Consider the following 23,141-nt stretch of genomic DNA (forward strand, 5'->3'; position numbering starts at 1 on the left):
ACTGCCAAAGGAGGGAAATCGGATGGCACAAAAAAAGATCCCTGCCCGCCAGTGCATTGGCTGCATGACCAGCCGCCCCAAAAAGGAGCTGGTGCGGGTGGTGCGCGCCCCGAGCGGAGAGATCAGCATTGACCCGGTGGGCAAAAAGCCCGGCCGCGGCGCGTACCTCTGCCCGGACGCCGCCTGCCTTGCAAAGGCAAAAAAGAAAAAGGCGCTGGAGCGCTGCTTTGAGCAGCCGGTTCCCGCCGAAGTTTACGACGCGCTGGCCCGGCAGCTGGCCGCGGTAGAACAGGAGGCCGCACAGGATGGCAAAGAATAAGAACAACGCTCCCGCAAAGCCTGCGCTGGCCCCGGCAGATGCCCTGTACCAGGCCGTGAGCCTCTGCCGCAAGGCAGGCGCCCTGACCATGGGCTTTGACGCCGTGGAAGATGCCTGCGTCAAGGGCAAGGCGTGGCTGGTCATGGTGGCCAGCGACGCCAGCGCCAAGACCGTGCAGCGTTTGAACTATGCCGTAGGCGACCTGGTGGATGTGATCCCCATGCCGCTGACACAGGATAGACTGGCTGATATCAGCCATAAACCGGTGGCGGTGTATGCCGTGACCGACCGCAACCTCGCAAAGCTCTGCTTTGACCGCCTGACGGACTGTGGAGCAATCAAAAATGAGGAGGATATGAGCGAATGACCGTAAAATATAAAGTAAGCGATTTTGCAAAAGACCTGAATATTTCCGCCAAGAAAGTGCTGGATGAGCTGAACGCCATGGGCAGCACCGGCAAGAAGAACAGCTCCACTCTGGAGGAGAACGAGCTGAACTACCTGCTGGAGAAATTCAGCAAGGATCATAGCGAGACGGACCTGAGCGCTTATCTGAACAGCGCCAAGCAGCCCGCTGCCCCCAAGAACACGGAGAAGAAGCCCGAGCAGAAGAAAGCCGAGAAGCCCGCTGAGAAAAAGGCAGAGCCCAAGGCCGCCCAGAAGCCGGCTGAGAAGAAGTCGGAGCCTGCAAAAGCTGCCCAGCAGCCCCAGCAGAAAAACAATAACAGCAAGCATAACGAGAAGAAGAACGAGCAGCATAAGAAGCGTGAGGAGAAGACCGTCTCCCTGAGCGAGCTGGCCCGTGAGACCGGTGCCAAGACAAGCACTGCCCCGGCCCAGTCCGTCTCCGTCCGCCGCGAGGACAATCAGGTCACCGTGGATACCCGTACCGTGGATATGAACGTGGACCGCTTTGATGCCCGTTACGACGATCTGGCTTCCACCAAGAACACGGAGAACCGCCGCAAGCCTACCCCGCAGGGCAACAAGCAGAAGTTTACCCAGCGCGGCCAGCGTCAGCGCCAGCAGTTCCAGAAAGGCAAGCGCGAGACCGAGTTCGAGCGCCTGCAGCGCATCCAGCTGGAAAAGGCCCGCAACGCACAGCTGAAAGTCTCCATCCCGGATGAGATCACCGTCGGTGAGCTGGCTGCCCGCCTGAAGCAGCAGGCTGGTAAGGTCATTGCCAAGTTCATGCAGATGGGTGAGATGCACGCCATCAACGACATCATCGATTTTGATACCGCTTCCCTGCTGGCCGAGGAGTTCCACGCAAAGGTCGAGCACGAGGTGCATGTGACCATCGAGGAGCGCCTGTTCACCCAGGAAGAGGATGCACAGGAAGACCTCGTCGAGCGTCCCCCGGTCGTCTGCGTCATGGGCCACGTGGACCACGGCAAGACCAGTATCCTGGATGCCATCCGCAAGACCAACGTCACCGCGGGCGAGGCCGGCGGCATCACCCAGGCCATCGGTGCTTATCAGGTCAAGATCAACGACAGCCTGATCACGTTCCTGGATACCCCGGGCCATGAGGCATTTACCTCCATGCGTGCCCGTGGTGCCAACATGACCGATATCGCGGTTCTGGTCGTGGCTGCTGACGACGGCATCATGCCCCAGACCATTGAGTCCATCAACCACGCCAAGGCTGCCAACGTCAAGGTCATCGTGGCCATCAACAAGATGGATAAGCCCACGGCCAACCCCGAGCGCGTCAAGGAGGGCCTGACCAAGTACGGCCTCATCCCCGAGGACTGGGGCGGCGACGTGGCCTGCATCCCTGTTTCTGCCATGACCGGCATGGGCATCAACGACCTGCTGGAGCGCATTGCGCTGGAAGCTGAGGTCATGGAGCTCAAGGCCAACCCCAACCGCCGCGCCAAGGGTGCTGTGGTCGAGGCTCGTCTGGACAAGGGCCAGGGCCCCATTGCCACCATCCTGGTGCAGAACGGCACCCTGCACTCCGGCGATGTCATCATTGCCGGTACCGCTGTGGGCCGTGTGCGTACCATGCGCAGCGATAAGGGCAAGCTGCTGAGCGATGCCGGCCCCTCCACCCCTGTGGAGATCACCGGCCTGACTGCTGTGCCCGAGGCAGGCGACCTGTTTGAGGCCGTTGAGGACGAGCGCCTGGCCCGTGAGCTGGCCGAGCAGCGCATTGCTGACGCCAAGGAGAAGCAGTTCTCCTCGTTCCAGAAAGTCACCCTGGATAACCTGTTCAGCCAGATGGCTCAGAACGATATGAAAGAGCTGGCCATCGTCGTCAAGGCCGACGTGCAGGGCTCTGCCGAGGCTGTCAAGCAGAGCCTCGAAAAGATCTCCAACGATGAGGTCCGCGTCCGCGTCATCCACGCCGGTGTCGGTGCCATCAGCAAGTCCGATGTGGATCTGGCCGATGCCTCCAACGCCATCATCATTGGCTTCAATGTCCGCCCGGACAACGTGGCCAAGGAAGAGGCCGCCGCTACCAAGGTCGAGATGCGGATGTACCGTGTCATTTACGATGCCATCAACGATGTCACCGACGCTATGAAGGGTATGCTGGCTCCCAAGTTCCGCGAGGTCTCTCTGGGCGAGCTGCAGGTCCGTCAGGTGTACAAGATCTCCAACGTCGGCACCGTTGCCGGCTGCCGCGTGACCAACGGCAAGATCACCCGCGACAGCAAGGTGCGCGTGGTCCGTGACGGCATCGTCATCACCGAGGACGAGATCGCGTCCCTGAAGCGCTTCAAGGACGACGCCAAGGAAGTGGCCGAGGGCTACGAGTGCGGCGTGACGCTGGCAAAGTTTGCGGACGTCAAAGAGGGCGATGTGTACGAAGCTTTCAAGATGGAAGAGTACCGCGACTAAGATTTGCAAAACCTCTCAGTCTCGCATTCGCTCGACAGCCGCTCCCCTTTCGGCACTTGCGTGCCGCCTCCCCCGGCCGGGGGAGGCTTTCCTAGCAGGGGAGCCCTTGGCAAAGAGGTTTCGTTTTCGATGAAACTGCTTTGTGTTTGCTGGAAAACTGTACGAACTGCCAAAGCCTCCCCTGACAGGGGAGGTGGCATCGCGCAGCGATGACGGAGAGGTTATTTTGTGATAGGAGAAACCAAATGTCTCAAAAAAATATGGGCCGTCTTGCGCAGGATATGAAGCGTGAGGTCATCGCCATCATTGGCCGCCTGAAAGACCCCCGCCTGGAGGGTGGTCTGCTGACCGTGACCCGCCTGGACGTGACGCCCGACCTGGATGTTGCCAAGGTTTATGTGAGCGTGATGGGCCGCACCGACGGCCCCAAGCCTGCCATTGAGGCGCTGAACCGCGCGGCCGGCCATGTGCGCACCGAAGTCAGCAAGAAAATGCACATCCGCAAAGCCCCCCGCTTCATCTTTGTGGAAGACGACGGTGCAGCCTATGCGGCCCACATCAACGAACTGCTCCGCGAGCTGAATGTCAGCGGCTCCGACGACACGCGGGAGCCGGAAACCGAGGACTAACTCAGCCTTGCGGAAAGGATGGATCATGGGATGACAGAACAACTGAACGTGCAGCAGATGGCCGAGCGCCTCCGTGCTGCGGACAATGTTTTGATTCTGTGCCACAAAAACCCGGATGGTGATACCGTTGGCTGCGGCAGCGCGCTGTACTACGCCCTTAAGGCGCTGGACAAAAACGCGGCTGTCCTCTGCTCCGACGTCATCCCCTCCCGGTATGCGTTTACCAACCCACGCCTGTTCAAGGGCGAGTTTGAGCCCCAGACCGTGGTGGCCGTGGATGTGGCCAGCATCCAGCTCTTTGGTGAGAACAACGGGGTGCCCCAGTATACCCGCCACATTGATTTTTGCATCGACCACCACGCGGGCAACGGCGGCTACGCTGATTTTACCCTGCTGGACGGCCAGGCCGCGGCGGCAGCGGAGCTGTTGTATGAGGTCATCATGGCCATGAAAGTGCCCATGACGGCCCACATTGCCAACTGCCTGTACACCGGTCTCTCCACCGATACCGGCTGCTTCCGCTTTTCCTCCACCACGGCAAAGACCCATCTGGTGGCGGCAAAGCTCATCGAGGCAGGGGCCCAGGTGGAAGAGCTGAACACCCTGCTGTTTGATACCAAGCCCCGCGCCCGGATGGAGGCCGAGCGGATCGCGCGGAACCATCTGGAGTATCATCTGGATGGCCGCTGCGCCCTCATCTACCTCACCCGGGACGAGATCGAGCAGAGCCAGGTGGACCCCGCCGATCTGGAGGAGCTCACCAGCCTGCCCATCAGCATTGAGGGGGTCAAGGTCGGCCTGACCCTCCGCCAGCAGCCCGGCGGCAGCTACCGCATCAGCGTCCGCACCGCCAAGGGTGTGGACGCCTGCGCCATCGCCCGGCGTCTGGGCGGCGGCGGCCACACCCGCGCGGCGGGCTGTGAGCTGCTGGGCAACCTGGACAACACCAAGAGCGCCATTCTGGCCGAGGTGGAGGCGGAGCTGGATGCTCCCCAGACGCCCGACGGACAGGAGGAAGCCTGATGCAGGGAATCCTCATTGTGGATAAGCCCACGGACTGGACCAGTTTTGATGTGATTGCAAAGCTGCGGGGCATTCTGGGCACCCGGAAGCTGGGCCACAGCGGCACGCTGGACCCCATGGCTACCGGCGTGCTGCCGGTCTTCTGCGGCGGGGCCAGCAAGGCGGTGGACTTACAGCTGGACCACACCAAGGCCTACCGCGCCACCCTCAAACTGGGTGCGCGCACCGATACCGGCGATGTGACCGGTACCGTGCTGGAAACAGCCCCGGTGACTGCCGGGGAAAAAGAGCTGCTGGAGGTGCTGCCCCGCTTTGTGGGGCCCCGGATGCAGACGCCGCCCATGTACTCGGCGGTCAAGATCAACGGTCAGCCGCTCTACAAACTGGCGCGGCAGGGCATGGAGGTGGAGCGGAAAGCCCGCCCCATTGAGATCCTGTCCATCCAGTACGAGGGCAGCCCGGCAGAGAATGAGTACACCCTGACGGTCAAATGTTCCAAGGGCACCTATATCCGGGTGCTGCTGGAGGAGATCGCGGAGGCCATGGGCCAGAAAGGCACCATGAGCGCCCTGCGCCGCGTTGCGGCCGGGGTCTACACCGAGGCCGACGCCCACAGCCTGGAAGAGATCCAGGCCGCCAAAAACGCGGGCCCCGAGGCCTTGCAGGCCCTGATGCTGCCGGTGGAGAGCGTGTTCACCTCTCTGCCGCTGCTGGTGGCGGACGAGCGGGTGGAGCAGCACCTGTACAATGGCTGCCCTACCAGCCGCTACCCCGCTGCGGATGGCCGCTACCGGGTGCGGAACGCGCAGGGCCAGTTCCTCGGCCTTGCCAACATCACCGGGGGCGTGCTCCGGGTGGAAAAGCTCTTTGTGGAGCGAAACTGAAGGGAAAGGAATGATGCCAATGCAGATCTATTCACAGCTTGTGCCGCTTGCGCTGGGCAATGCAAACGGCAGTGCCGTGGCCATGGGCTTTTTTGACGGCATCCACATTGGCCACCGCGCCGTCATCGAGGGGGCGGTCCAGTGGGCAAGAGCCCACGGGGCATCCCCGGCGGTATTCACGTTCAAATTGCCCACCGAAAACAAGATGAAAGGCAAGCGCCTCCTCTCCACCGAGGATAAACATGCCCTCATCGAACGTCTGGGCGTGGAGCATTATCTCTGCCCGGATTTTGAGGAGATCAAGGCCATGACGCCCGAGCAGTTTGTGCTGGGCATCGTGCGGGACTGCAACGCCAAAGCGCTTTTCTGCGGCGAAAACTTTACCTTTGGGGCCAAAGCCGCCGGAAACCCGGAACTGCTGCGCAAGCTCTGCGCCCCGCTGGGGGTGGAAGTGGTGGTGCTGCCCATGGCCCGGTTTGAGGAAAAACCGGTCTCTTCCACCCGCATCCGCACGGCGCTGGAGGGCGGCGACATCCCGGCGGCAAACGCCATGCTGGGGATGCCCTACGCGATCCGCTTTGCGGTGCACCACGGGGCTGGTCTGGGCCGGACGCTGGGGGTGCCCACCATCAACCAGCTCTACCCGCAGGGGTTCCAGCTGCCGCGTTTCGGCATCTATATCACCCGGACCAAGATCGGGGATACCTGGTACCCCTCGGCCACCGGCCTGGGCACCCGGCCCACCGTCAACGACGATCTTTCCAAGGTGACCTGCGAGACGTTCATCCCGGGCTTCTCGGGCGACCTGTATGGCACCGACCCGGTGGTGGAGTTTTACGCCTACCTCAGCCCCAGCAAAAAGTTTGATACACTGGACGAGCTGCGGGACTGCATCAACCATGCAGCCCGGCGGGCCCAGGAGTATTTCCAGTAAACGAAAAAACACCGTTCGGCTGAACGGTGTTTTTTGTTTGCAGAAAAGGGAAATACCGCAATCCTCAATCGAAGAATCTGCCCTTGAGCACGTTTTGGATCACGGCCTGTTTCAGGGCGGGAGAGAGGGTGCTGTCCGCCTCCATGGCGGCAAGCAGCGATTCTTTCGTTTCCGTCTGGGCGGCGCACCGGGTGATGGCGTGGTCCGCATCGGCATCCAGCACCAGCAGGGCGGGGGAGTCGGGCGTCCAGCGCTGCCATCTGGTGGAGCCGGAAAGCAGCTTTTTGCCGTTGGGATCGCCGCTGGTGATGAAGTTTTTCAGATAGGCGCGCAGCTGTTCCGCCATGGCCTGATAGCCTGCGCCGGAGAGGTCGGCCCAGCCGAAGTAGGGGTTGCTGCCAGACAGCATCGGGAGGGCGATGCCCTGGAACGAGCCCAGCAGCGGGATCTGTGTTTTGCTGGCGGAAGAGCCGTACTCGATCTGCCCCAGGTAGAGCGGCGCGTCGCTCCGGGCCGCGATCACCTCCGCACTGCCACGGGTGCTGAAGACCCGGCAGAGGGCTGAACCATAGGTGGCGGCAAACTGCTTGGCTGCTTCCAGCTCGTCGGCGGAAAAGCGTTTGGCCTCCTCGCTGGAAAACCAGCTGTCCCACCGGGCGGCGGCGTTGAATTCATCGGCTCCGGTCAGCAGCAGGGTAGGAATTTCGCTGTACTGAGCCGCTGGATATCCGCCCTCGGGCAGGGTAATGCCGTCCGCATAGAGATGGGGGAAGACGCTCATCCGTAAACCGGCATTTGCCATCAGCGGAGCCAGACGGGCGGCATCCACGCCACAGAGCCAGCTGCGGACCGCAGGGTCTTCCGTCAGCAGCCAGCGCCGCGCGGTTGCTTCGGTCAGAGCCTTGCCGTCCTGCACGGCCAGCGGTGCCAGAGCAGCGGCAAGCGTTTCAGCACTCGTGTTCTCATCCGCGCAGGTCATGCCGCCGGAAATAGAGATGGCTTTCTGGAACCGGCCCACAAACAGGGGACTGGCCAGCAGGGCCATTCCGTCCCGCCCGCCGGCTGCAAAGCCCAGGACCGTGATGTTCTGCGGGTCGCCGCCGAACGATGCGATATTGTCCCGCACCCAGTCCAGCGCCTTGGCCATGTCCAGCAGGGCAAAATTGCCTGTTTCCTCCGGGCCGGAGCAGAACGCGGGCAGGCAGTTGAAGCCGAACAGCCCCAGCCGGTATTCCAGCCCCACGAAGACACAGCCCAGCTGCTCGGCCAGAAATCCGCCCGGAAGCTCCCGCGCGGAGCCGATCTGATTGCCGCCGCTGTGCAGGTAGACGATGACGGGCCGTTTGCTGGCCTTTTCCGTGGTGTAAACGTCTAAGTTGAGGCAGTCTTCGGTGCCCAGGGCGCAGGTGCTGTACTGGTACGCCGCCGCGCCGGGGACGGTGCAGTCTTTGGCGTCGGCCCAGGGGGCGGGGTCCTGCGGGGCTGTCCAGCGGGCGTCCCCGGCGGTGGAAGCGCCGTAAGGGATGCCATACCAGACGAGATGCCCCTCCTGCCGGATGCCCTGCACCGGGCCGTGCTGAGTTTGGCATACCGTGCCGATGGGGGCTGCAGCGGCGGCTGCGGGCAGCGAAAAGCCCGGCAGGCTGGCGGCTGCGGCGGCCACGGCTCCGGATTTGAGAAAACTGCGGCGGGAAAACTTGGGTGCTTGCATCGTAAAATCCCTCTCTTGTAAAATACACCTAAATTATAACAGCCCGGGTTTGAAATGCAATGACCGGGCAGCGACAAAATTGTAAAAAATTTTCTTGCTTTTTGCACGGCTTTCTGTTATACTAGCACTGTTACCGCGGCACGGGGCTGGGAGTATGCCCGTTTGGGAGTACCGTTTCCCGCATTCTGTGCTGACGGCAAATAAAATTTTAATAAAGAGGTACTGTACTATGAACAAGCAGGAAGTTATGGCCAAAGTCGCTCTGACCGAGAAGGACACTGGCTCCCCCGAGGTTCAGGTCGCTCTGCTGACCGCTCACATCAACGAGCTGAACGAGCACCTGAAGAAGAACCCGAACGATCACCACAGCCGCCGTGGTCTGATGAAGATGGTTGGCCGCCGCCGCAATCTGCTGGCCTACCTCCAGAAGAAGGACATCGAGCGTTACCGTGCTCTGATCGCAACCCTGGGTCTGCGTAAGTAATAGAAAACAGAGGGCAGGTACCGTACAATGGTGCCTGCCCTTTGCTGTTTTTTTGTGGCTTCCCGTTGTTTGCCGCTCCATGGAACAACAGGCTGCTGCTGCGTGTTGCAGCAGTAAATCGAGCGTCCGTGCGTACAAAAATGCACAGACGCTGGATTTATTGCTATGATGCGCGGCGGGCAGCCTTTTGGATAAAACTGATCCTGAAAAGGACAAAGGAGGCAAAACCAAATGGCAATTGAATTTGGTTCCCGCAAAGAGACCTTTGAGAACTACAAGGTCTACGAGACCATGCTGGCGGGCCGTCCGTTCAAGGCGGAAATGGGCAAGATGTGCGGTCTGTCCAACGCAAGCGCCCTGATCCGTTACGGCGAGACCTGCGTGATGTGCAATGTGGTCATGAGCCCCAAACCCCGCGAGGGCGTGGATTTCTTCCCCCTGAACGTGGAGTATGAGGAAAAGCTCTACGCCGCAGGCCGCATCCCCGGCAGCTTTATGCGCCGTGAGGGCCGCCCCGGTGAGCGTGCCATCCTCACCAGCCGCGTGGTGGACCGCCCCATGCGCCCGCTGTTCCCCAAGGAGATGCGGAACGATGTCTGCATCACCATGACCGTCATGAGCCTGGACCCCGATTGCAGCCCTGAGATCGCCGGTATGATCGGTGCCTCTCTGGTCACCGCAGTGTCCGAGATCCCCTGGAACGGCCCCATCGGCGGCGTGCAGGTGGGCCTGGTGGATGGCGAGATCGTCCTCAACCCCACCCAGGAGCAGCGCCGTCACAGCGACCTGGCCCTGACCGTGGCCGCTACCATGGACAAGATCGTCATGATCGAGGCCGGCGCCAACGAGGTGGATGAGGATACCATGCTCAACGCCATCAAGGCGGCTCATGTCGAGATCAAGAAGATCATCGAGTTCATCAACAAGATCGTGGCCGAGCGTGGCAAGCCGAAGATCGATTTCCAGGTCGTGGGCCTGGATATGGATGTCTTCCACGCCATCCAGAACAAGTATCTGGACGACTTCAAGGCTGCCATGGATACCGACGACAAGAACGTCCGCGATGCCGCTCTGCTGCCCATCATGGACAAGATCGCCGAGGAGTATCCGGACCTGTCCGAGGCAGACCTCGACCTCGTCAGCTACAAGATGCAGAAGTACGTCGTCCGCCGCTGGCTGCTCGACGAGGGCAAGCGCGTGGATGGCCGCGGCATCAACGAGATCCGCCCGCTGGCTGCCGAAGTTGGCATCCTGCCCCGTGTCCATGGCTCTGGTATGTTCACCCGCGGCCAGACCCAGGTGCTGACCACCTGCACCCTGGGCGGCACCAAGGACAACCAGCTGATGGATGACCTGACCGATGAGCAGACCAAGCGCTACATCCACCACTACAACTTCCCGCCGTACTCCGTCGGTGAGGCCCGCGCGCCCCGCAGCCCCGGCCGCCGCGAGATCGGCCACGGCGCACTGGCCGAGCGCGCCCTCGTGCCCGTGCTGCCCTCTCTGGAGGAGTTCCCCTACACCATCCGCTGCGTGTCTGAGGTCCTGAGCTCCAACGGCTCCACCTCTCAGGCTTCCATCTGCGGCTCCACGCTGGCCCTGATGGATGCAGGCGTGCCCATCAAGGCCCCCGTGGCCGGCATCTCCTGCGGCCTGATCACCGAGGGCGACCGCTGGATGACCATGCTGGACATCCAGGGCGTCGAGGACTTCCACGGCGATATGGACTTCAAGGTGGGCGGTACCCGCAAGGGCATCACGGCCATTCAGATGGACATTAAGATCGACGGCCTGACCTATGACATCATTGCCGAGGCATTCGAGAAGTGCCGCAAGGGCCGCCTCTACATCCTGGACGAGATCATCAAGCCCGTCATCGCGCAGCCCCGTGCGGAGCTGAGCCGCTGGGCCCCCAAGATGTTCAGCATGATGATCCCCACCGATAAGATCAAGGACGTCATCGGCAAGGGCGGCAAGGTCATCCAGGACATCTGCGCGACCTGCAACTGCAAGATCGACGTGCAGGAGGACGGCCACGTCTTCGTCTCCGCCGTCGATCAGGAGGACGCAAAGCGCGCCATCTTCACCATCAAGACCATTGTGGAAGACCCCGAGATCGGTGCCATCTACAAGGGCAAAGTCACCCGCCTGATGAACTTCGGCGCGTTCGTTGAGATCGCCCCGGGCAAAGAGGGCCTGGTGCACATCTCCAAGCTGGACACCAAGCGTGTCGAGCGCGTGGAGGATGTGGTCGCTGTGGGCGACGCCATCGTCGTCAAGGTCACCGATATCGACCAGCAGGGCCGCATCAACCTCAGCCGCCGCGACGCCATCCTGGCTCTGGAAGCCAAGAAGAACGCTCAGCAGTAAGGCTGTAACCTGAAATAAAAGCAGAAACCTCCCGTTCAGCAGGAATTGTTGAACGGGAGGTTTTTCATAATTTCGGCTTCAGACCACCTTGATGGGATGACGGATGACCGTCTTCTGCTTTTCGGGAGCGGTTTTTCTGGGGTCGGACAAATAAATCTCGTGATGCAGACGGCTGGCGGTCAGGTCGTTTTCATAGCCGTTCTGTGCCAGGTAGGCGTCCATCTGCGCAACGCTTGCGGGTTCGGCGTCATACGAGCCGATATGCATGATCTGCACACACAATCCCTCATCGATCGTCCGGAACTCTGCCGGGGAACAGTCCAGCTTCTTCTTTTTGGAAGCGGTCTCCACGGCCCAGTCAAAGTCTGCTTTTGTCACAAAATCCGGCAGGCGGATCACGGAGATCCAGTGGAAAGCGGATTTATCTGTATAATCCACACCGGTCACGCCATTCTGCCACCAGAAGCCCTCCAGCGGCGGGACGACGTATTCAAAAAATCCATCGATCTTGCGGCCGGTCTTGTAGCTCATTTTCAGGGTGTAGGCAACTGCATACAGAATGCGGATGGCGCTTTGATAAGCGCCGCCCTCCTCGTTGGGGTCGCCGCTGCCCTGCACCGCGATGTAGTTTGCCGCCGGAACGGTTACGATCTCCGGCTTGTTCTTGGGTAGATAAAATTCTTTGTACTCTTTTTTGAAATCAAATGGCATGGGGTTCCTCCATTATTTCAGAAAGAAATTTCGGGCTTCTTCCAGATCGTTTACATAAAGGGCGATGTGTTCGATTTTCATGGGAAACCACCTTTCCGGAGAGAAGTGTCAGTGCTTCAAATTGACAACTATAATTTGTTGATTCGATTATAACATACTACTTTGCGGAACGCAACACTGAAATACAATATCAAAAGCCAGAGCACCACGGTAACGGGTGCTCTGGCTTTTGATATATGATTTGTTATAAGCAAGCGGGAGTATTATACCGCCCGATGAAGTGCTACTGTACTCTGTGAAAAAACGTCCGGACTAAACTTCCGTCCTTGCTGTTCGTTTCGCAGTGTGTTAAACTAAACTGAAAGAAATTGTTGAAAACAGGAGGAAACCATCTTGAAACACATTTCGATGTTCGCGCGCCGGGCGGCGGCGCTTTTGCTGGCGGCGGTGCTGCTGGTCGGGGCCATCCCCGCGGCGTTTGCAGAGGAAGAGGGCACCCCGGAGGGCGAGGCCGTGACGGAAACCGTCTACACGGTGCCCACCACCATCGGCGGGGCGGATACCACCCTGCTCCCGGCGGAGGAGGAAAACTGCCTGAGCTGGCTGTTCGGCTCGAAAGATACCATCACCATGCCTTACCTGAATATCAAGGGCAAGGGCCTGCGCCGGAATGTGAAACTCAACCTGGTGGACTGCCTGGTGGGCATTACTTACACCGAGCTGGGTTCCATCGGCAGCTTTGTGAGCGCCTCGGCGGCACAGGAAGCCTGGAAAGCCCAGGCTGTGGCCATTCACTCCTACCTGGAATACCACAAAAAGTACGGCTCTTCGGCCAATGCGCTGATCTACACCCCGGTGGACCAGATCCCGGCCTCGGCCCGGTCCGCCATTGAGAAAGCCGTCCGCGCCGTCAAGGACGAGGTGCTGACCTACAACGGCAGCGTCATTGACGCGGTGTGGTCGGCCAGCGCGGGCTACAACACTCAGACGGGCGTCTACGGCACCTGCTCCGGTCTGGACGCCTGGGGGACGGATGTGCCCTACCTCCAGAGCGTGGAGAGCCCCTATGAGCGCCAGTACCATGAGAAAATGCGCCGCATCATCGGCAAGGACTACACCTATCAGGAGTACAACGACAGCAAGACCGGCGAGCCCTACGTCAGCGCCGACACCACCCACAAGGATCTGGGCGGTTTTGTGCAGTACAACACGTTCGTCTCCAATGGCCGCAGCTACCGCAACATCAGCCAGTTTGTGAGCTCCCGTTACTGCTTTGATTTTGGCACCGACGCCAATGGCACCCCCGTGATGACCTACTACGGCTATGGTCACGGCGTGGGCATGAGCCAGTGCGGCGCGGTGGGCTTTGCCGCCGAGCAGGGGATGGGCTACCGTGAGATCCTCCAGCATTACTACACCGGCGTCTCCATGAAGAGCGTGGGCAGTGGTTCCAGCAGCGGCGGCTTCTTTGGCTGGCTGCGGAAGCTGTTCGGCTGACCAAAAGGCGCTGCACTGGAAACCAAAAGGAATTGCGGAAAATCGCTTCTCAAATGCGGCGGAATTTGGTATACTATACAATTGTAACATCAAATGGGAGTTGGAGAAATCGGAATGCAGTTGGACAAGGAAACGAAATTGAAGCAGGAGAAAGAGCGCTGCCGTCAGCTGGCGCAGCGGGTCGCGGAAGAAGCGCGCCCCGCCTCGGCCCAGGTGCTGAACAGCGAGTCTGACCTGCTGGAAAAGGCCCTGCGCCGGGCAGGCATCCGGGCGGAAGAGTGGTCTGCACAGGCTGCAGAGCCTGTGGACCTGCTGGTGGTGGAAGACCCCGTGTGGAGCCATCTGCCCCAGCAGCTGCCCGAGAAAGTGCTGCTGGCCAGTGTGGACAGCACCATGATGGCGGCCTGGGCCGAGCAGCTGGCCCGGCGGGGCTATTACCGTGATTTCCGCTGGCGCAGCAGGGGCCGGGCCCAGCAGTCCGCTCTGTTCTGCACCGGCAGCGCCGTGCCCGCCCCGCTGATGATGGTACAGGGCTACGAGCAGGAGATGGACACCCTGCGGGACCGGATGGTCCGGGCCGAGCGCACCTGCAGCGAGGAAGCCGCCCTGATCGAGCGGCTCCGCAGTGACCTTGTCCTCAGCCGCAGCCACGAGCAGCAGCTGGAAAAGACCCTGAGCGACGTTACCAATTCCACGTTCTGGAAGCTGACCTGGCCCATGCGGTATGCCGTCAGCAAGAGCCGCCAGATCTGGCACACGTTCCCGCTGTTCGTCTTCCTGCATGACCTGCGCGCCATGGGCGTGGAGGGCGTGCGGGAGCAGGCCCGTGCCCGCCGTGAGTATGCAGTCCTCTTCCCCAGCAAGACCCTGCGGGCAGACCGCTTTGCCCCGGTGGAGCTGCTGGTAAAGCAGGCCAGCCACCAGCCCGGCGGCGAGGCAGGCCCCAAGATCAGCATTGTGGTGCCCCTGTACAACACCCCGCTGAATTTCCTCGAGGAGCTGCTGGATTCCGTCGTCAACCAGACCTACCGCAACTGGGAGCTCTGCTGTGTGGACGCCGGGCAGGACACCGCCGTGGGCCAGCATGTGCAGGCCCGCGCCAAGGCAGACCCCCGCATCCGCTACCAGAAACTGACCGAGAATGAGGGCATTGCCGGGAACACCAACCACGGTTTTGAGCTGGCCACAGGCGATTACATCGCCCTGCTGGATCATGACGATATCCTCCACCCCTGTGCCCTGTGGTACACGGCGCAGGCGATCGTGGAGCAGGGAGCCGATTTCGTCTATACCGACGAGGCGACCTTTGAGGGCAAGGTGGAGAACGTGGTGCTCTACCACTTCAAGCCGGACTTCATGCTGGACAACCTCCGCTCCAACAACTATATCTGCCACCTGACCACGTTCAGCAAGGTGCTGATGGAACAGGCTGGCGGCGGGGAGCGGGCCGAGTACAACGGCAGCCAGGATTACGACCTCTTCCTCCGCCTGACCGAGAAAGCCCGGAAGATCGCCCACATCCCCCATGCGCTCTATTACTGGCGTTCCAGCCCCAACAGCACCGCCAGCGATATCTCCGCCAAGACCTACTGCATCGACGCGGGCATTGCGGCCCTCAAGGCCCACTATGCCCGCTGCGGCGTGGCGGTGGATGACGTCACCCTCATCCCCGGCACCCCGGGCTATTACAAGACGGATTACACCATGGCCCACCCGGGCCGGGTGAGCATCCTCATCCCTACCTGCGACCACATCCGGGATCTGGAGACCTGTGTGGAGTCCATCTACGCCCGCACCACCTACCCGGATTTTGAGATCCTCCTCATTGAGAACAACTCCAAGGAGGAGCAGACGTTCCGCAGCTATGAGCGGATGCAGAAAGAGCACCCCGATACCCTCAAGGTCCTTACCTGGCAGGGCAAGGGATTCAACTACAGCGCCCTGAACAACTTTGGGGCCCAGTACGCCACGGGCGAGTATTTGCTGCTGCTCAACAACGACACCGAGGTCATCACCCCAGGCTGGCTGGAAGAGATGGTCATGTACGCCCAGCAGAAGCGTGTGGGCTGCGTGGGTGCCAAGCTGCTCTACCCCGATGACACCATCCAGCACGCTGGCGTGGGCTTTGGCATCGGCGGCGTGGCGGGCCACCTGCACAAATATTTTCCGGCCACTTCCGACGGCTACATGGGCCGCCTGAACTATGTGCAGGACGTCTACGGGGATACCGCCGCCTGCCTGCTCATCCGGAAAGAAATTTACGACGAGGTCCACGGCCTGGACGAGAGCTACGCCGTGGCGTTCAACGATGTGGATTTCTGTGTCCGCGTCCGGGAGGCCGGTTACACCAACGTTTTCACCCCGTTTGCCCAGCTCTACCACTACGAGAGCAAGAGCCGCGGCATGGAGGACAACCCCGAAAAGCAGAAGCGCTTCCAGGGCGAAGTGCTCCGCTTCCAGGCTCGCTGGGGCGACCTGCTGGCCAAGGGCGACCCCTGCACCAACCCCAACTTTGACATCCAGCGTGAGGACTTCAGCCTCAAAATTCTGCCTTTGGAGTAAAGCCGATGAATCTTTCCGCATGTATTGTTGTCTATAACGGCTATGACGAGGTGCTCAAGGCGGCCCAGACCGTGCTGCAGTTCACCCGCCGCTACCCGCTGACCCTCTATCTGGTGGACAACGCCAGCCCGGACGGCAGCGGCCCCCGGCTGGAACAGGCCGTGCGGGAGGGTCTGCTGGCCCCCGGGCCCGGGCAGCGCGTTGAGGTGCGCTGCCGCAAAGAGAACGGCGGCTTTGGCACCGGCCACAACACCGTGCTGCCGGAGCTTGCCAGCACCTACCACTTCATCCTCAACCCGGATATCCAGCTCATGGCCGATACCCTCAGTGACCTGGCCGACTGGATGGCCCGGCACCCGGATGCCGTGATGGCCCGGCCCGGCCTCGTCTTCCCGGACGGGCGGCCCCAGCGCCTGCCCCTGCAGCGGTGCGCGCTGCGGCCCATGGTCTACCGCCAGCTGTCATTTCTCAAGTTCTGGGAGAAATACAACGAGCAGTACCTCATGGCGGACAAAGACCTGACAAAACCCACCGAGATCGAGTTCTGCACCGGCAGCTTCTCCGCGGTGCGGACGGCGGAGTTCAAGGCCGTGGGCGGCTTTGACGAGCACTACTTCATGTATGTGGAGGACGCCGACCTCACCCAGAAGATGCGCACCACCGGCAAGGCGTATCTGGTGCCCCAGTACACGGCCATCCATGCCTGGCACCGGGCGGCCCACCGCAGCCTGAAACCGTTCCTCTGGCAGGCCGGCAGCCTGCTGCGGTATTTTAGCAAGTGGGGCTTCAAATTTTAATTTTTCAAAAGAAGAACGGCATGAGCCAGAAATTTTCTGATTCATGCCGTTTTTTTCTTGCTTTTTTGCTGATTTGATAGTAGAATAAGGTGTAATACTATCGCCCCTGGAAAGAAAAGACCGGAGTTTTGCACGGTATTACCCAACCTTGTTGACAGCGGACGCAGCTCCGCTTTGAATCCATACGAATCTCAAACGCCAATCCAACACGCTGCCACGGCTCTTTTGCCGCCGGACTGCTTTAGCCTCGCTTGAATTCCACCAAGGAGTTCGGCGCTCGGCTGCATTGTCTGGTGTCAAAATAGCCTGTGTCATCGCGTCGCCTTTGGCGTTCGAGCTTCGTAAAGCTGCACAACTTTTTTCATTTTTATTAAAGGAGTGCACAAATATGAAAGGCATTATTCTGGCCGGCGGTGCCGGCACCCGGCTTTATCCGTTGACGATGGTCACCAGCAAGCAGCTGCTGCCCGTCTACGATAAGCCCATGATCTATTATCCTCTGTCCACCCTCATGCTGGCGGGCATCCAGGATATCCTCATCATTTCAACCCCTACCGACACGCCCCGCTTTGAGGCGCTGCTGGGCGATGGCAGCCAGTACGGCATCCATCTGCAATATAAAGTTCAGCCCTCCCCGGACGGCCTGGCACAGGCATTCATCCTGGGCGAGGAGTTCATTGGCGACGACTGCTGCGCCATGATCCTGGGCGATAACATCTTCTACGGCAACGGCTTCTCCAAGATCTTGAAGACTGCCGCCGCCAACGCCGAGAACAAGGGCCGCTGCACCGTCTTTGGCTATTATGTGCAGGATCCCGAGCGCTTTGGCATCGTCGAGTTCGACCAGAACGGCAAGGTGCTGAGCGTGGAAGAGAAGCCCGAGCACCCCAAGAGCAACTACGCCATCACCGGCCTGTACTTCTACAACAAGGAAGTCGTCAAGATGGCAAAGCAGGTCAAGCCCTCCGCCCGCGGCGAGCTGGAGATCACCACTCTGAACGACATGTACCTCAAGAAAGACGAGCTGGATGTCCAGCTGCTGGGCCGCGGCTTTGCCTGGCTGGATACTGGCACGATGGACAGCCTGGTGGATGCCGCTGACTTTGTGCGGATGATCGAGAAGCGCCAGGGCATCAAGATCAGCGCTCCGGAGGAGATCGCTTACAAGTATGGCTGGATCGACCGCGACACCCTGCTGGAGAGCGCTGCCCGCTACGGCAAGAGCCCCTACGGCCAGCACCTGAAGAATGTCGCCGACGGCAAACTGAGATACTAAGAGTTTAAGGGGAGGATTATCCCATGAAAATCATCGTCACTGGCTGCAAGGGCCAGCTGGGCACCGAGATCATCAAGCAGCTCCGCGAGGGCCGCAGCGAGATCGGCCCCATCCCGGAAAAGCTGCTCAATGCAACGGTCATTCCGGTGGACCTGCCCGAGCTGGACATTGCCAACTACAAGATGGTGGATGATTTCATCCGCCGCCAGCGCCCGGACGTCATCATCAACTGCGCCGCCTACACCAACGTGGACGGCTGCGAGGTGAACCACGACGCCGCCTACAAGGCAAACGCCATCGGCCCCCGCAACCTGGCACAGGCTGCCACCAAGACGGGTGCCCGCCTGGTGCATGTCTCCACCGACTACGTTTTTTCTGGCCGGGAGAACGGCGGCATCGCGCAGGATGAGGCCACCCTGCCCGGCCCCATCAGCGCCTACGGCTCCACCAAGCTCATGGGCGAGAAGTATGTGGAGCAGTTCTGCCACCGCCACTTCATCGTCCGCACGGCCTGGCTGTACAGCTACTACGGCAAAAACTTTGTCAAGACCATCGTCAACGCGGGCAAGAAGTTTGGCAAGCTGGAAGTGGTCAACGACCAGTGCGGCAACCCGACCAACGCGGTGGATCTGGCCCACGAGATTTTACAGCTCTGCGTCACCCACGAGTACGGCCTGTACCACTGCACCGGCGAGGGCATCTGCTCCTGGTATGATTTCGCCTCCGAGATCATCCGCCTGTCCGGTGTGGACGCCACCGTGGCTCCCTGCACCAGCGCCGAGTACAAGGAAAAGCACCCGGAAAGCGCCGACCGCCCCAAGTGGAGCGCCCTGGACAACCGGATGCTCCGCTGCACCGTCGGCAACGAGGTGCGCGATTGGAAAGCTGCCCTGGCCTGCTTCTTTGAGCACTGGGATGGCGAGAATGGCATGAAGTAAGATGAACGTCCTAGCCCTCTCAGGCCGCCTATCGGCGTCCAGCTGTTCCCCTTTTTGGCTTTGCCATTTTCCCCCGACCGGGGGAAATCTTTCCCAAAGGGGGGAGCCTTTGGCAAAGAGATAAACTTTGCGTGGACTGCCAAGGCCTCTCACTTTGGGAGAGGTGGCATTGCGAAGCAATGACGGAGAGGGCAAGCCCGCTGACAAGAGAGAATAAACATCGAGGATATATCAATATGAAAACCTATCTGATCACCGGCTGCGCCGGTTTTATCGGCTCCAACTTTGTCCACTATATGCTCAAAAAATACCCCGAGATCCTGCTGGTCAACCTGGATAAGCTGACCTATGCCGGCAATCTCGAAAACCTGAAAGACGTGGAGGGCGACCCCCGCCATGTTTTTGTGCAGGGCGATATCTGCGATAAGGAGCTGGTGGAGAGCCTGTTCGCAAAGTATGATTTCGATTACGTCATCAACTTTGCGGCCGAGAGCCATGTGGACCGTTCCATCAAGAACCCCGAGATCTTTGTCCAGAGCAATGTCATGGGCACCGTGAACCTGCTGCAGCGTGCAAAAGAGGCATGGTACGATGCTGACGCCAAGACCTGGAAAGAGGGCAAGAAGTACGTTCAGGTCTCTACCGATGAGGTCTACGGCGCTCTGGGTGCCGAGGGCTTCTTCATGGAGACCACCCCGCTGTGCCCCCACAGCCCCTACTCCGCTTCCAAGGCCAGCGCGGATATGTTCGTCAAGGCATTCCACGATACCTACGGTATGCCCATCAACATCACCCGCTGCTCCAACAACTACGGCCCCTACCAGTTCCCCGAGAAGCTGATCCCCCTGATGATCAACAACGTCAAGCACCACAAGCAGCTGCCCGTCTACGGCGACGGAATGCAGATCCGCGACTGGCTGTATGTGGAGGACCACTGCAAGGCCATTGATATGGTGGCCAACGGCGGCAAGATCGGCGAGGTGTACAACGTGGGCGGCCACAACGAGCGCCCCAACATCTTCATCGTCAAGACCATCATCAGCCAGCTGCATGACCGCCTGAAAGACGACGGCATCAGCGAGGACCTCATCAAGCATGTGGCCGACCGTCTGGGCCACGACCGCCGCTACGGCATCGACCCCACCAAGATCAAGAACGATCTGGGCTGGTATCCCGAGACCCCGTTTGAGAAAGGCATCGTCCTGACCATTGACTGGTACCTCAACCACGAGGAGTGGATGGAGCACATCACCAGCGGCAACTACCAGAAGTACTACGAGGAAATGTACAAGAATAAGTAAGCGGAATTTCCGCGTTGCAATGAGAATGGCCCCCGCCGGAAGCAAGATCCCGGCGGGGGCCATTTTTGCTGCCCGTTACGAGTGGGCAGGGCGTTTAGAACATCTTTTCCCAGGTGGCGCTGCCCACTGAGCCATCGGCGGTCAGGCTGTTCCGCTTCTGGTAGCGGCGGACGGCTTCCGTGGTCTTGGCACCATATTTGCCATCAGCGGTCAGGGTCTCGCCCTCGCCGCGCAGCTTCTGCTGCACCAGCCGGACGGTTCCGCCCTCAGAGCCCTGCCGCAGCACGATGCCGGGGTAGGGCACATGCAGGCCGTGGGCAGCGGTGTATTTGGCGTAGATGGCATTCCAGGTGTTGGCACCCACTTTGCCGTCCACAGTCAGCTTGTTCCGCAGCTGGAACTCGGTCACGGCTTTCTCGCAGGCGGTGCCAAAATGGCCATCCACCTTGAGGATGTCGTGCCAGGTGCAGGCGTCGCGCAGGCCGTTGAGCCAGGTCTGCACCAGTGCCACGTCGGGGCCTGAAGAGCCACGCTGGATGAGGGAATAATAAGCGGGAATTGCCATGTGTGTGGTCACACTCCTTTCCGCCACAGGTTATGCGGCAGGGGAGAGGAGTGTGCGGTCGGCGCGGTCGGAGCAAACGCTCTGCACCCAGTCCACCAGCCGGAACCGGACGATGTACTCCCCGCAGATAAGGTCATTCTCCTGCGGGAGGGCATAGCTGCCGCAGGCCGCGCGGCAGAGGCCCGGGTAGAGCACGCACCACCAGTTTTTTCCGCTGCGGTCATTCTCCCCCAGCGTGAGGCGCAGGGCGTCGTACCGCCCGGCGGGAAGGGCGGCGTTTTGATACCGGGTGGCGGCAAAGTACATGTTCACCAGTTCCACCCGGGCCGCCGGGGCAAGGCCAAGCCGGGCCAGCGTCTGGCGGGCGGTCAGCTCCAGCGCGGGCAGGTTCTGTGCCGCCCAGTGCAGGGCTTCCGGCTGGGTGGACGCCCTGCACTGGGCATCCGTATAGGCCAGCAGGGCGTCCCGCACGGCCAGCTTGGCGGTCTGGTCCTGCAGGCTGTCACTGTCGGCTTTGATGTGGAGCCGCAGGGTGTCGGCACAGAGGGCGGCCCCGGTGTCCAGCTGGGCCCGGCCCCAGTCCAGCGCAAACCCGCTCAAACCGGCCAGCACGCACCCCAGCGCCAGCGCGGCACACCATACCGCCATTTCCCGGCGGGATAATTTTTTAGCAAACATAAAAACAGGCCCCTCTCTGGAAAAGTTATCCAGAGTATGGGCCTGTTTCTCAACGTTGATACAAAAACGATCAGTTCTTCAGCGACTGCATGGGAGCCGGCAGACGGCCGCCGCGGTTGATGAAGACCGAGGGGTCGTGCTGGTTGACGGGCATGATGGGGCCGTAACCCAGCAGGCCGCCGAAGTCCAGGATCTCGCCCGCCTTGCGGCCAATGGCCGGGATGACGCGGACGGCGGTGGTCTTGCTGTTCACCATGCCGATGGCGGCTTCGTCCGCAATGAGGGCGCTGATGACGGCCGGGGTGGTATCGCCCGGGATGATGACCATGTCGATGCCCACCGAGCAGACCGCCGTCATGGCTTCCAGCTTCTCAATGGTCAGGCAGCCGGTCTCCGCCGCGTGGATCATGCCGTCGTCCTCACTGACCGGAATGAAAGCACCGGACAGGCCGCCGACATGGTTGGAGGCCATGACGCCGCCCTTTTTCACGGCGTCGTTCAGCAGGGCCAGGCAGGCCGTGGTGCCACAGCAGCCGCAGGTCTCCAGACCCATCTCTTCGAGAATGTTGGCCACGCTGTCGCCCACCGCCGGGGTAGGAGCCAGCGAGAGATCAATGATGCCTGCGGGCACGCCCAGTGCCTGGGAGGCAAGGTTTGCCACCAGCTGGCCCACGCGGGTGATCTTGAACGCGGTCCGTTTGACCAGCTCTGCCACCTGGTCGATGGGCGCGTCCTTGGGCAGGCGGGCCAGTGCGGCGCGGACGGCACCGGGGCCGGAAACGCCAACGTGGATCTCACAGTCGGGTTCGCCGGGGCCGTGGAACGCGCCGGCCATAAAGGGGTTGTCCTCCGGTGCGTTGCAGAAGACGACCAGCTTTGCCGCGCCGATGCACTGACGGTCTGCCGTCAGCTCGGAGGCTTTCTTGACGGCCTCGCCCATCAGCTTAATGGCGTCCATGTTCAGGCCTGCCTTGGTGGCACCGATGTTGACCGAGCTGCAGACGATGTCCGTCTCGGCCAAAGCGCGGGGGATGGACTCGATGAGGCGTTTGTCGCCCGCCGAAAAGCCTTTGTGCACCAGGGCCGTGTAGCCGCCCACAAAGTTGACGCCCACCTTTTTGCCGGCAGCATCCAGTGCCCTGGCAAAATCCACGGGGTCCGCGTCCGGGCAGGCACCCAGCAGCATGGCAATGGGGGTCACGCTGATCCGCTTGTTGATGATGGGGATGCCATACTCGGCGCTGATGTGCTCCACCGCAGGCACCAGATTGGCCGCCTTGGTGGTGATCTTATTGTAAACTTTCTCGCAGGCCTTTTTGGAATCCGGGTCGATGCAGTCCAGCAGGCTGATGCCCATGGTAACGGTGCGCACGTCCAGATTATCCTGCGTAAACATCTCGATGGTTTCGAGGATGTCGCCGGTGTTGATCATACTCATTGATATGGAACCTCGCAATTCTATACTCGATGTATCTCTTCGTACAACCTCTCAGTCGAGCTTCGCTCGCCAGCCGCTCCCCTTTCGGCACTTTCGTGCCACCTCCCCCGGCCGGGGGAGTCTTTCCTAGCAGGGGAGCCTTTGGCAAATAGGAAAAGCTTCCATCGACTGCCA

The 23,141-nt window shown here is 60.7% G+C and carries 20 protein-coding genes; 15 read left to right on the forward strand and 5 right to left on the reverse strand.

Translation table 11 applies throughout. The features are described 5' to 3' along the window. The first annotated feature begins 22 nt into the window (after positions 1-22). From rnpM to ribF, 7 genes are all read left to right on the forward strand, one after another. Positions 23-319, forward strand: a complete 297-nt coding sequence (rnpM, locus tag C4N22_RS03735; protein ID WP_112115076.1) for an RNase P modulator RnpM — start codon at positions 23-25, stop codon at positions 317-319. Beyond that, positions 306-686 (forward strand): L7Ae/L30e/S12e/Gadd45 family ribosomal protein, encoded by a 381-nt coding sequence (locus tag C4N22_RS03740; protein WP_022256450.1) that lies wholly within the window; start codon positions 306-308, stop codon positions 684-686. The genes rnpM and C4N22_RS03740 overlap by 14 nt, the downstream gene beginning before the upstream one ends. Further along, on the forward strand, positions 683-3,169 hold the full coding sequence (gene infB / locus C4N22_RS03745; protein ID WP_112148048.1) for a translation initiation factor IF-2: 2,487 nt from the start codon (positions 683-685) through the stop codon (positions 3,167-3,169). Before C4N22_RS03740 ends, infB begins: the two co-directional genes overlap by 4 nt. A 245-nt stretch (positions 3,170-3,414) precedes the next feature. Then, positions 3,415-3,798: a 30S ribosome-binding factor RbfA gene (gene rbfA, locus C4N22_RS03750; protein WP_112148049.1), complete on the forward strand. Its 384-nt coding sequence runs from the start codon at positions 3,415-3,417 to the stop codon at positions 3,796-3,798. Positions 3,799-3,816: 18 nt separating this feature from the next. Then, the gene (locus C4N22_RS03755) at positions 3,817-4,821 is read left to right on the forward strand and encodes a DHH family phosphoesterase (protein ID WP_112148050.1); all 1,005 of its coding nucleotides are present in this window, start codon (positions 3,817-3,819) and stop codon (positions 4,819-4,821) included. Then, complete coding sequence (truB, locus tag C4N22_RS03760; RefSeq protein WP_112115079.1) at positions 4,821-5,705, forward strand: tRNA pseudouridine(55) synthase TruB; 885 nt, start codon at positions 4,821-4,823, stop codon at positions 5,703-5,705. The genes C4N22_RS03755 and truB overlap by 1 nt, the downstream gene beginning before the upstream one ends. Positions 5,706-5,724: 19 nt before the next feature. Further along, positions 5,725-6,639, forward strand: coding sequence for a riboflavin biosynthesis protein RibF (ribF, locus tag C4N22_RS03765; RefSeq protein WP_112148051.1), 915 nt, complete (start codon positions 5,725-5,727; stop codon positions 6,637-6,639). A gap of 64 nt (positions 6,640-6,703) precedes the next feature. On the opposite strand, the gene C4N22_RS03770 is transcribed toward ribF, so the two are convergent. Beyond that, positions 6,704-8,350, reverse strand: coding sequence for a carboxylesterase family protein (locus tag C4N22_RS03770; RefSeq protein ID WP_112148052.1), 1,647 nt, complete (start codon positions 8,348-8,350; stop codon positions 6,704-6,706). 229 nt (positions 8,351-8,579) lie between these two features. On the opposite strand from C4N22_RS03770, the gene rpsO reads away from it, so the two are divergent. Together rpsO and C4N22_RS03780 are read left to right on the forward strand one after the other, a co-directional pair. After that, complete coding sequence (gene rpsO / locus C4N22_RS03775; protein WP_005933138.1) at positions 8,580-8,834, forward strand: 30S ribosomal protein S15; 255 nt, start codon at positions 8,580-8,582, stop codon at positions 8,832-8,834. A gap of 231 nt (positions 8,835-9,065) precedes the next feature. Next, positions 9,066-11,204 carry a polyribonucleotide nucleotidyltransferase gene (locus tag C4N22_RS03780; protein ID WP_112148053.1) on the forward strand — a complete coding sequence of 713 codons (2,139 nt, stop codon included), beginning with the start codon at positions 9,066-9,068 and terminating at the stop codon, positions 11,202-11,204. 78 nt (positions 11,205-11,282) lie between these two features. Here the strand turns inward: C4N22_RS03780 and C4N22_RS03785 are convergent, their stop codons facing one another. Next, complete coding sequence (locus tag C4N22_RS03785; RefSeq protein ID WP_112148054.1) at positions 11,283-11,915, reverse strand: GyrI-like domain-containing protein; 633 nt, start codon at positions 11,913-11,915, stop codon at positions 11,283-11,285. A gap of 393 nt (positions 11,916-12,308) precedes the next feature. Between C4N22_RS03785 and C4N22_RS03790 the strand changes: the two genes are divergently transcribed. From C4N22_RS03790 to rfbB, 6 genes are all read left to right on the forward strand, one after another. Next, positions 12,309-13,412 carry a SpoIID/LytB domain-containing protein gene (locus C4N22_RS03790; RefSeq protein ID WP_242980937.1) on the forward strand — a complete coding sequence of 368 codons (1,104 nt, stop codon included), beginning with the start codon at positions 12,309-12,311 and terminating at the stop codon, positions 13,410-13,412. A gap of 114 nt (positions 13,413-13,526) precedes the next feature. Then, complete coding sequence (locus C4N22_RS03795) at positions 13,527-15,974, forward strand: glycosyltransferase family 2 protein (RefSeq protein ID WP_112148056.1); 2,448 nt, start codon at positions 13,527-13,529, stop codon at positions 15,972-15,974. A 5-nt stretch (positions 15,975-15,979) separates the two neighbouring features. After that, positions 15,980-16,771: a glycosyltransferase gene (locus tag C4N22_RS03800; RefSeq protein ID WP_112148057.1), complete on the forward strand. Its 792-nt coding sequence runs from the start codon at positions 15,980-15,982 to the stop codon at positions 16,769-16,771. 388 nt (positions 16,772-17,159) lie between these two features. After that, complete coding sequence (rfbA, locus tag C4N22_RS03805) at positions 17,160-18,047, forward strand: glucose-1-phosphate thymidylyltransferase RfbA (RefSeq protein ID WP_022256838.1); 888 nt, start codon at positions 17,160-17,162, stop codon at positions 18,045-18,047. Between the two features lie 23 nt (positions 18,048-18,070). Further along, positions 18,071-18,985 (forward strand): dTDP-4-dehydrorhamnose reductase, encoded by a 915-nt coding sequence (gene rfbD / locus C4N22_RS03810; protein WP_112115089.1) that lies wholly within the window; start codon positions 18,071-18,073, stop codon positions 18,983-18,985. Positions 18,986-19,221: 236 nt separating this feature from the next. Beyond that, the gene (rfbB, locus tag C4N22_RS03815) at positions 19,222-20,286 is read left to right on the forward strand and encodes a dTDP-glucose 4,6-dehydratase (protein ID WP_022256836.1); all 1,065 of its coding nucleotides are present in this window, start codon (positions 19,222-19,224) and stop codon (positions 20,284-20,286) included. Between the two features lie 94 nt (positions 20,287-20,380). Here the strand turns inward: rfbB and C4N22_RS03820 are convergent, their stop codons facing one another. The 3 genes from C4N22_RS03820 to C4N22_RS03830 all read right to left on the reverse strand — a co-directional run bounded on the left by C4N22_RS03820 (position 20,381) and on the right by C4N22_RS03830 (position 22,967). Then, a complete protein-coding gene (locus C4N22_RS03820; protein ID WP_112148058.1) occupies positions 20,381-20,851 on the reverse strand; it encodes a peptidoglycan-binding domain-containing protein in 471 nt (156 codons plus the stop codon). 30 nt (positions 20,852-20,881) lie between these two features. Beyond that, the gene (locus C4N22_RS03825) at positions 20,882-21,529 is read right to left on the reverse strand and encodes a stage II sporulation protein R (protein ID WP_242980938.1); all 648 of its coding nucleotides are present in this window, start codon (positions 21,527-21,529) and stop codon (positions 20,882-20,884) included. A 70-nt stretch (positions 21,530-21,599) separates the two neighbouring features. Next, entirely contained in the window at positions 21,600-22,967 is a 1,368-nt protein-coding gene (locus tag C4N22_RS03830) for a PFL family protein (RefSeq protein ID WP_112148059.1), read from the reverse strand. Positions 22,968-23,141: the final 174 nt, after the last annotated feature.

The sequence above is a fragment of the Faecalibacterium prausnitzii genome (assembly GCF_003287495.1).
GTDB classification, from domain to species: Bacteria; Bacillota; Clostridia; order Oscillospirales; family Ruminococcaceae; genus Faecalibacterium; species Faecalibacterium prausnitzii_I.

Bases quoted from the DNA above. Each gene is read 5' to 3' on its own strand.
- rnpM (WP_112115076.1), top strand. From the start codon at position 23: ATGGCACAAAAAAAGATCCCTGCCCGCCAGTGCATTGGCTGCATGACC.
- C4N22_RS03740 (WP_022256450.1), top strand. From the start codon at position 306: ATGGCAAAGAATAAGAACAACGCTCCCGCAAAGCCTGCGCTGGCCCCG.
- infB (WP_112148048.1), top strand. From the start codon at position 683: ATGACCGTAAAATATAAAGTAAGCGATTTTGCAAAAGACCTGAATATT.
- rbfA (WP_112148049.1), top strand. From the start codon at position 3,415: ATGTCTCAAAAAAATATGGGCCGTCTTGCGCAGGATATGAAGCGTGAG.
- C4N22_RS03755 (WP_112148050.1), top strand. From the start codon at position 3,817: ATGGATCATGGGATGACAGAACAACTGAACGTGCAGCAGATGGCCGAG.
- truB (WP_112115079.1), top strand. From the start codon at position 4,821: ATGCAGGGAATCCTCATTGTGGATAAGCCCACGGACTGGACCAGTTTT.
- ribF (WP_112148051.1), top strand. From the start codon at position 5,725: ATGCAGATCTATTCACAGCTTGTGCCGCTTGCGCTGGGCAATGCAAAC.
- C4N22_RS03770 (WP_112148052.1), bottom strand. From the start codon at position 8,350: ATGCAAGCACCCAAGTTTTCCCGCCGCAGTTTTCTCAAATCCGGAGCC.
- rpsO (WP_005933138.1), top strand. From the start codon at position 8,580: ATGAACAAGCAGGAAGTTATGGCCAAAGTCGCTCTGACCGAGAAGGAC.
- C4N22_RS03780 (WP_112148053.1), top strand. From the start codon at position 9,066: ATGGCAATTGAATTTGGTTCCCGCAAAGAGACCTTTGAGAACTACAAG.
- C4N22_RS03785 (WP_112148054.1), bottom strand. From the start codon at position 11,915: ATGCCATTTGATTTCAAAAAAGAGTACAAAGAATTTTATCTACCCAAG.
- C4N22_RS03795 (WP_112148056.1), top strand. From the start codon at position 13,527: ATGCAGTTGGACAAGGAAACGAAATTGAAGCAGGAGAAAGAGCGCTGC.
- C4N22_RS03800 (WP_112148057.1), top strand. From the start codon at position 15,980: ATGAATCTTTCCGCATGTATTGTTGTCTATAACGGCTATGACGAGGTG.
- rfbA (WP_022256838.1), top strand. From the start codon at position 17,160: ATGAAAGGCATTATTCTGGCCGGCGGTGCCGGCACCCGGCTTTATCCG.
- rfbD (WP_112115089.1), top strand. From the start codon at position 18,071: ATGAAAATCATCGTCACTGGCTGCAAGGGCCAGCTGGGCACCGAGATC.
- rfbB (WP_022256836.1), top strand. From the start codon at position 19,222: ATGAAAACCTATCTGATCACCGGCTGCGCCGGTTTTATCGGCTCCAAC.
- C4N22_RS03820 (WP_112148058.1), bottom strand. From the start codon at position 20,851: ATGGCAATTCCCGCTTATTATTCCCTCATCCAGCGTGGCTCTTCAGGC.
- C4N22_RS03825 (WP_242980938.1), bottom strand. From the start codon at position 21,529: ATGTTTGCTAAAAAATTATCCCGCCGGGAAATGGCGGTATGGTGTGCC.
- C4N22_RS03830 (WP_112148059.1), bottom strand. From the start codon at position 22,967: ATGAGTATGATCAACACCGGCGACATCCTCGAAACCATCGAGATGTTT.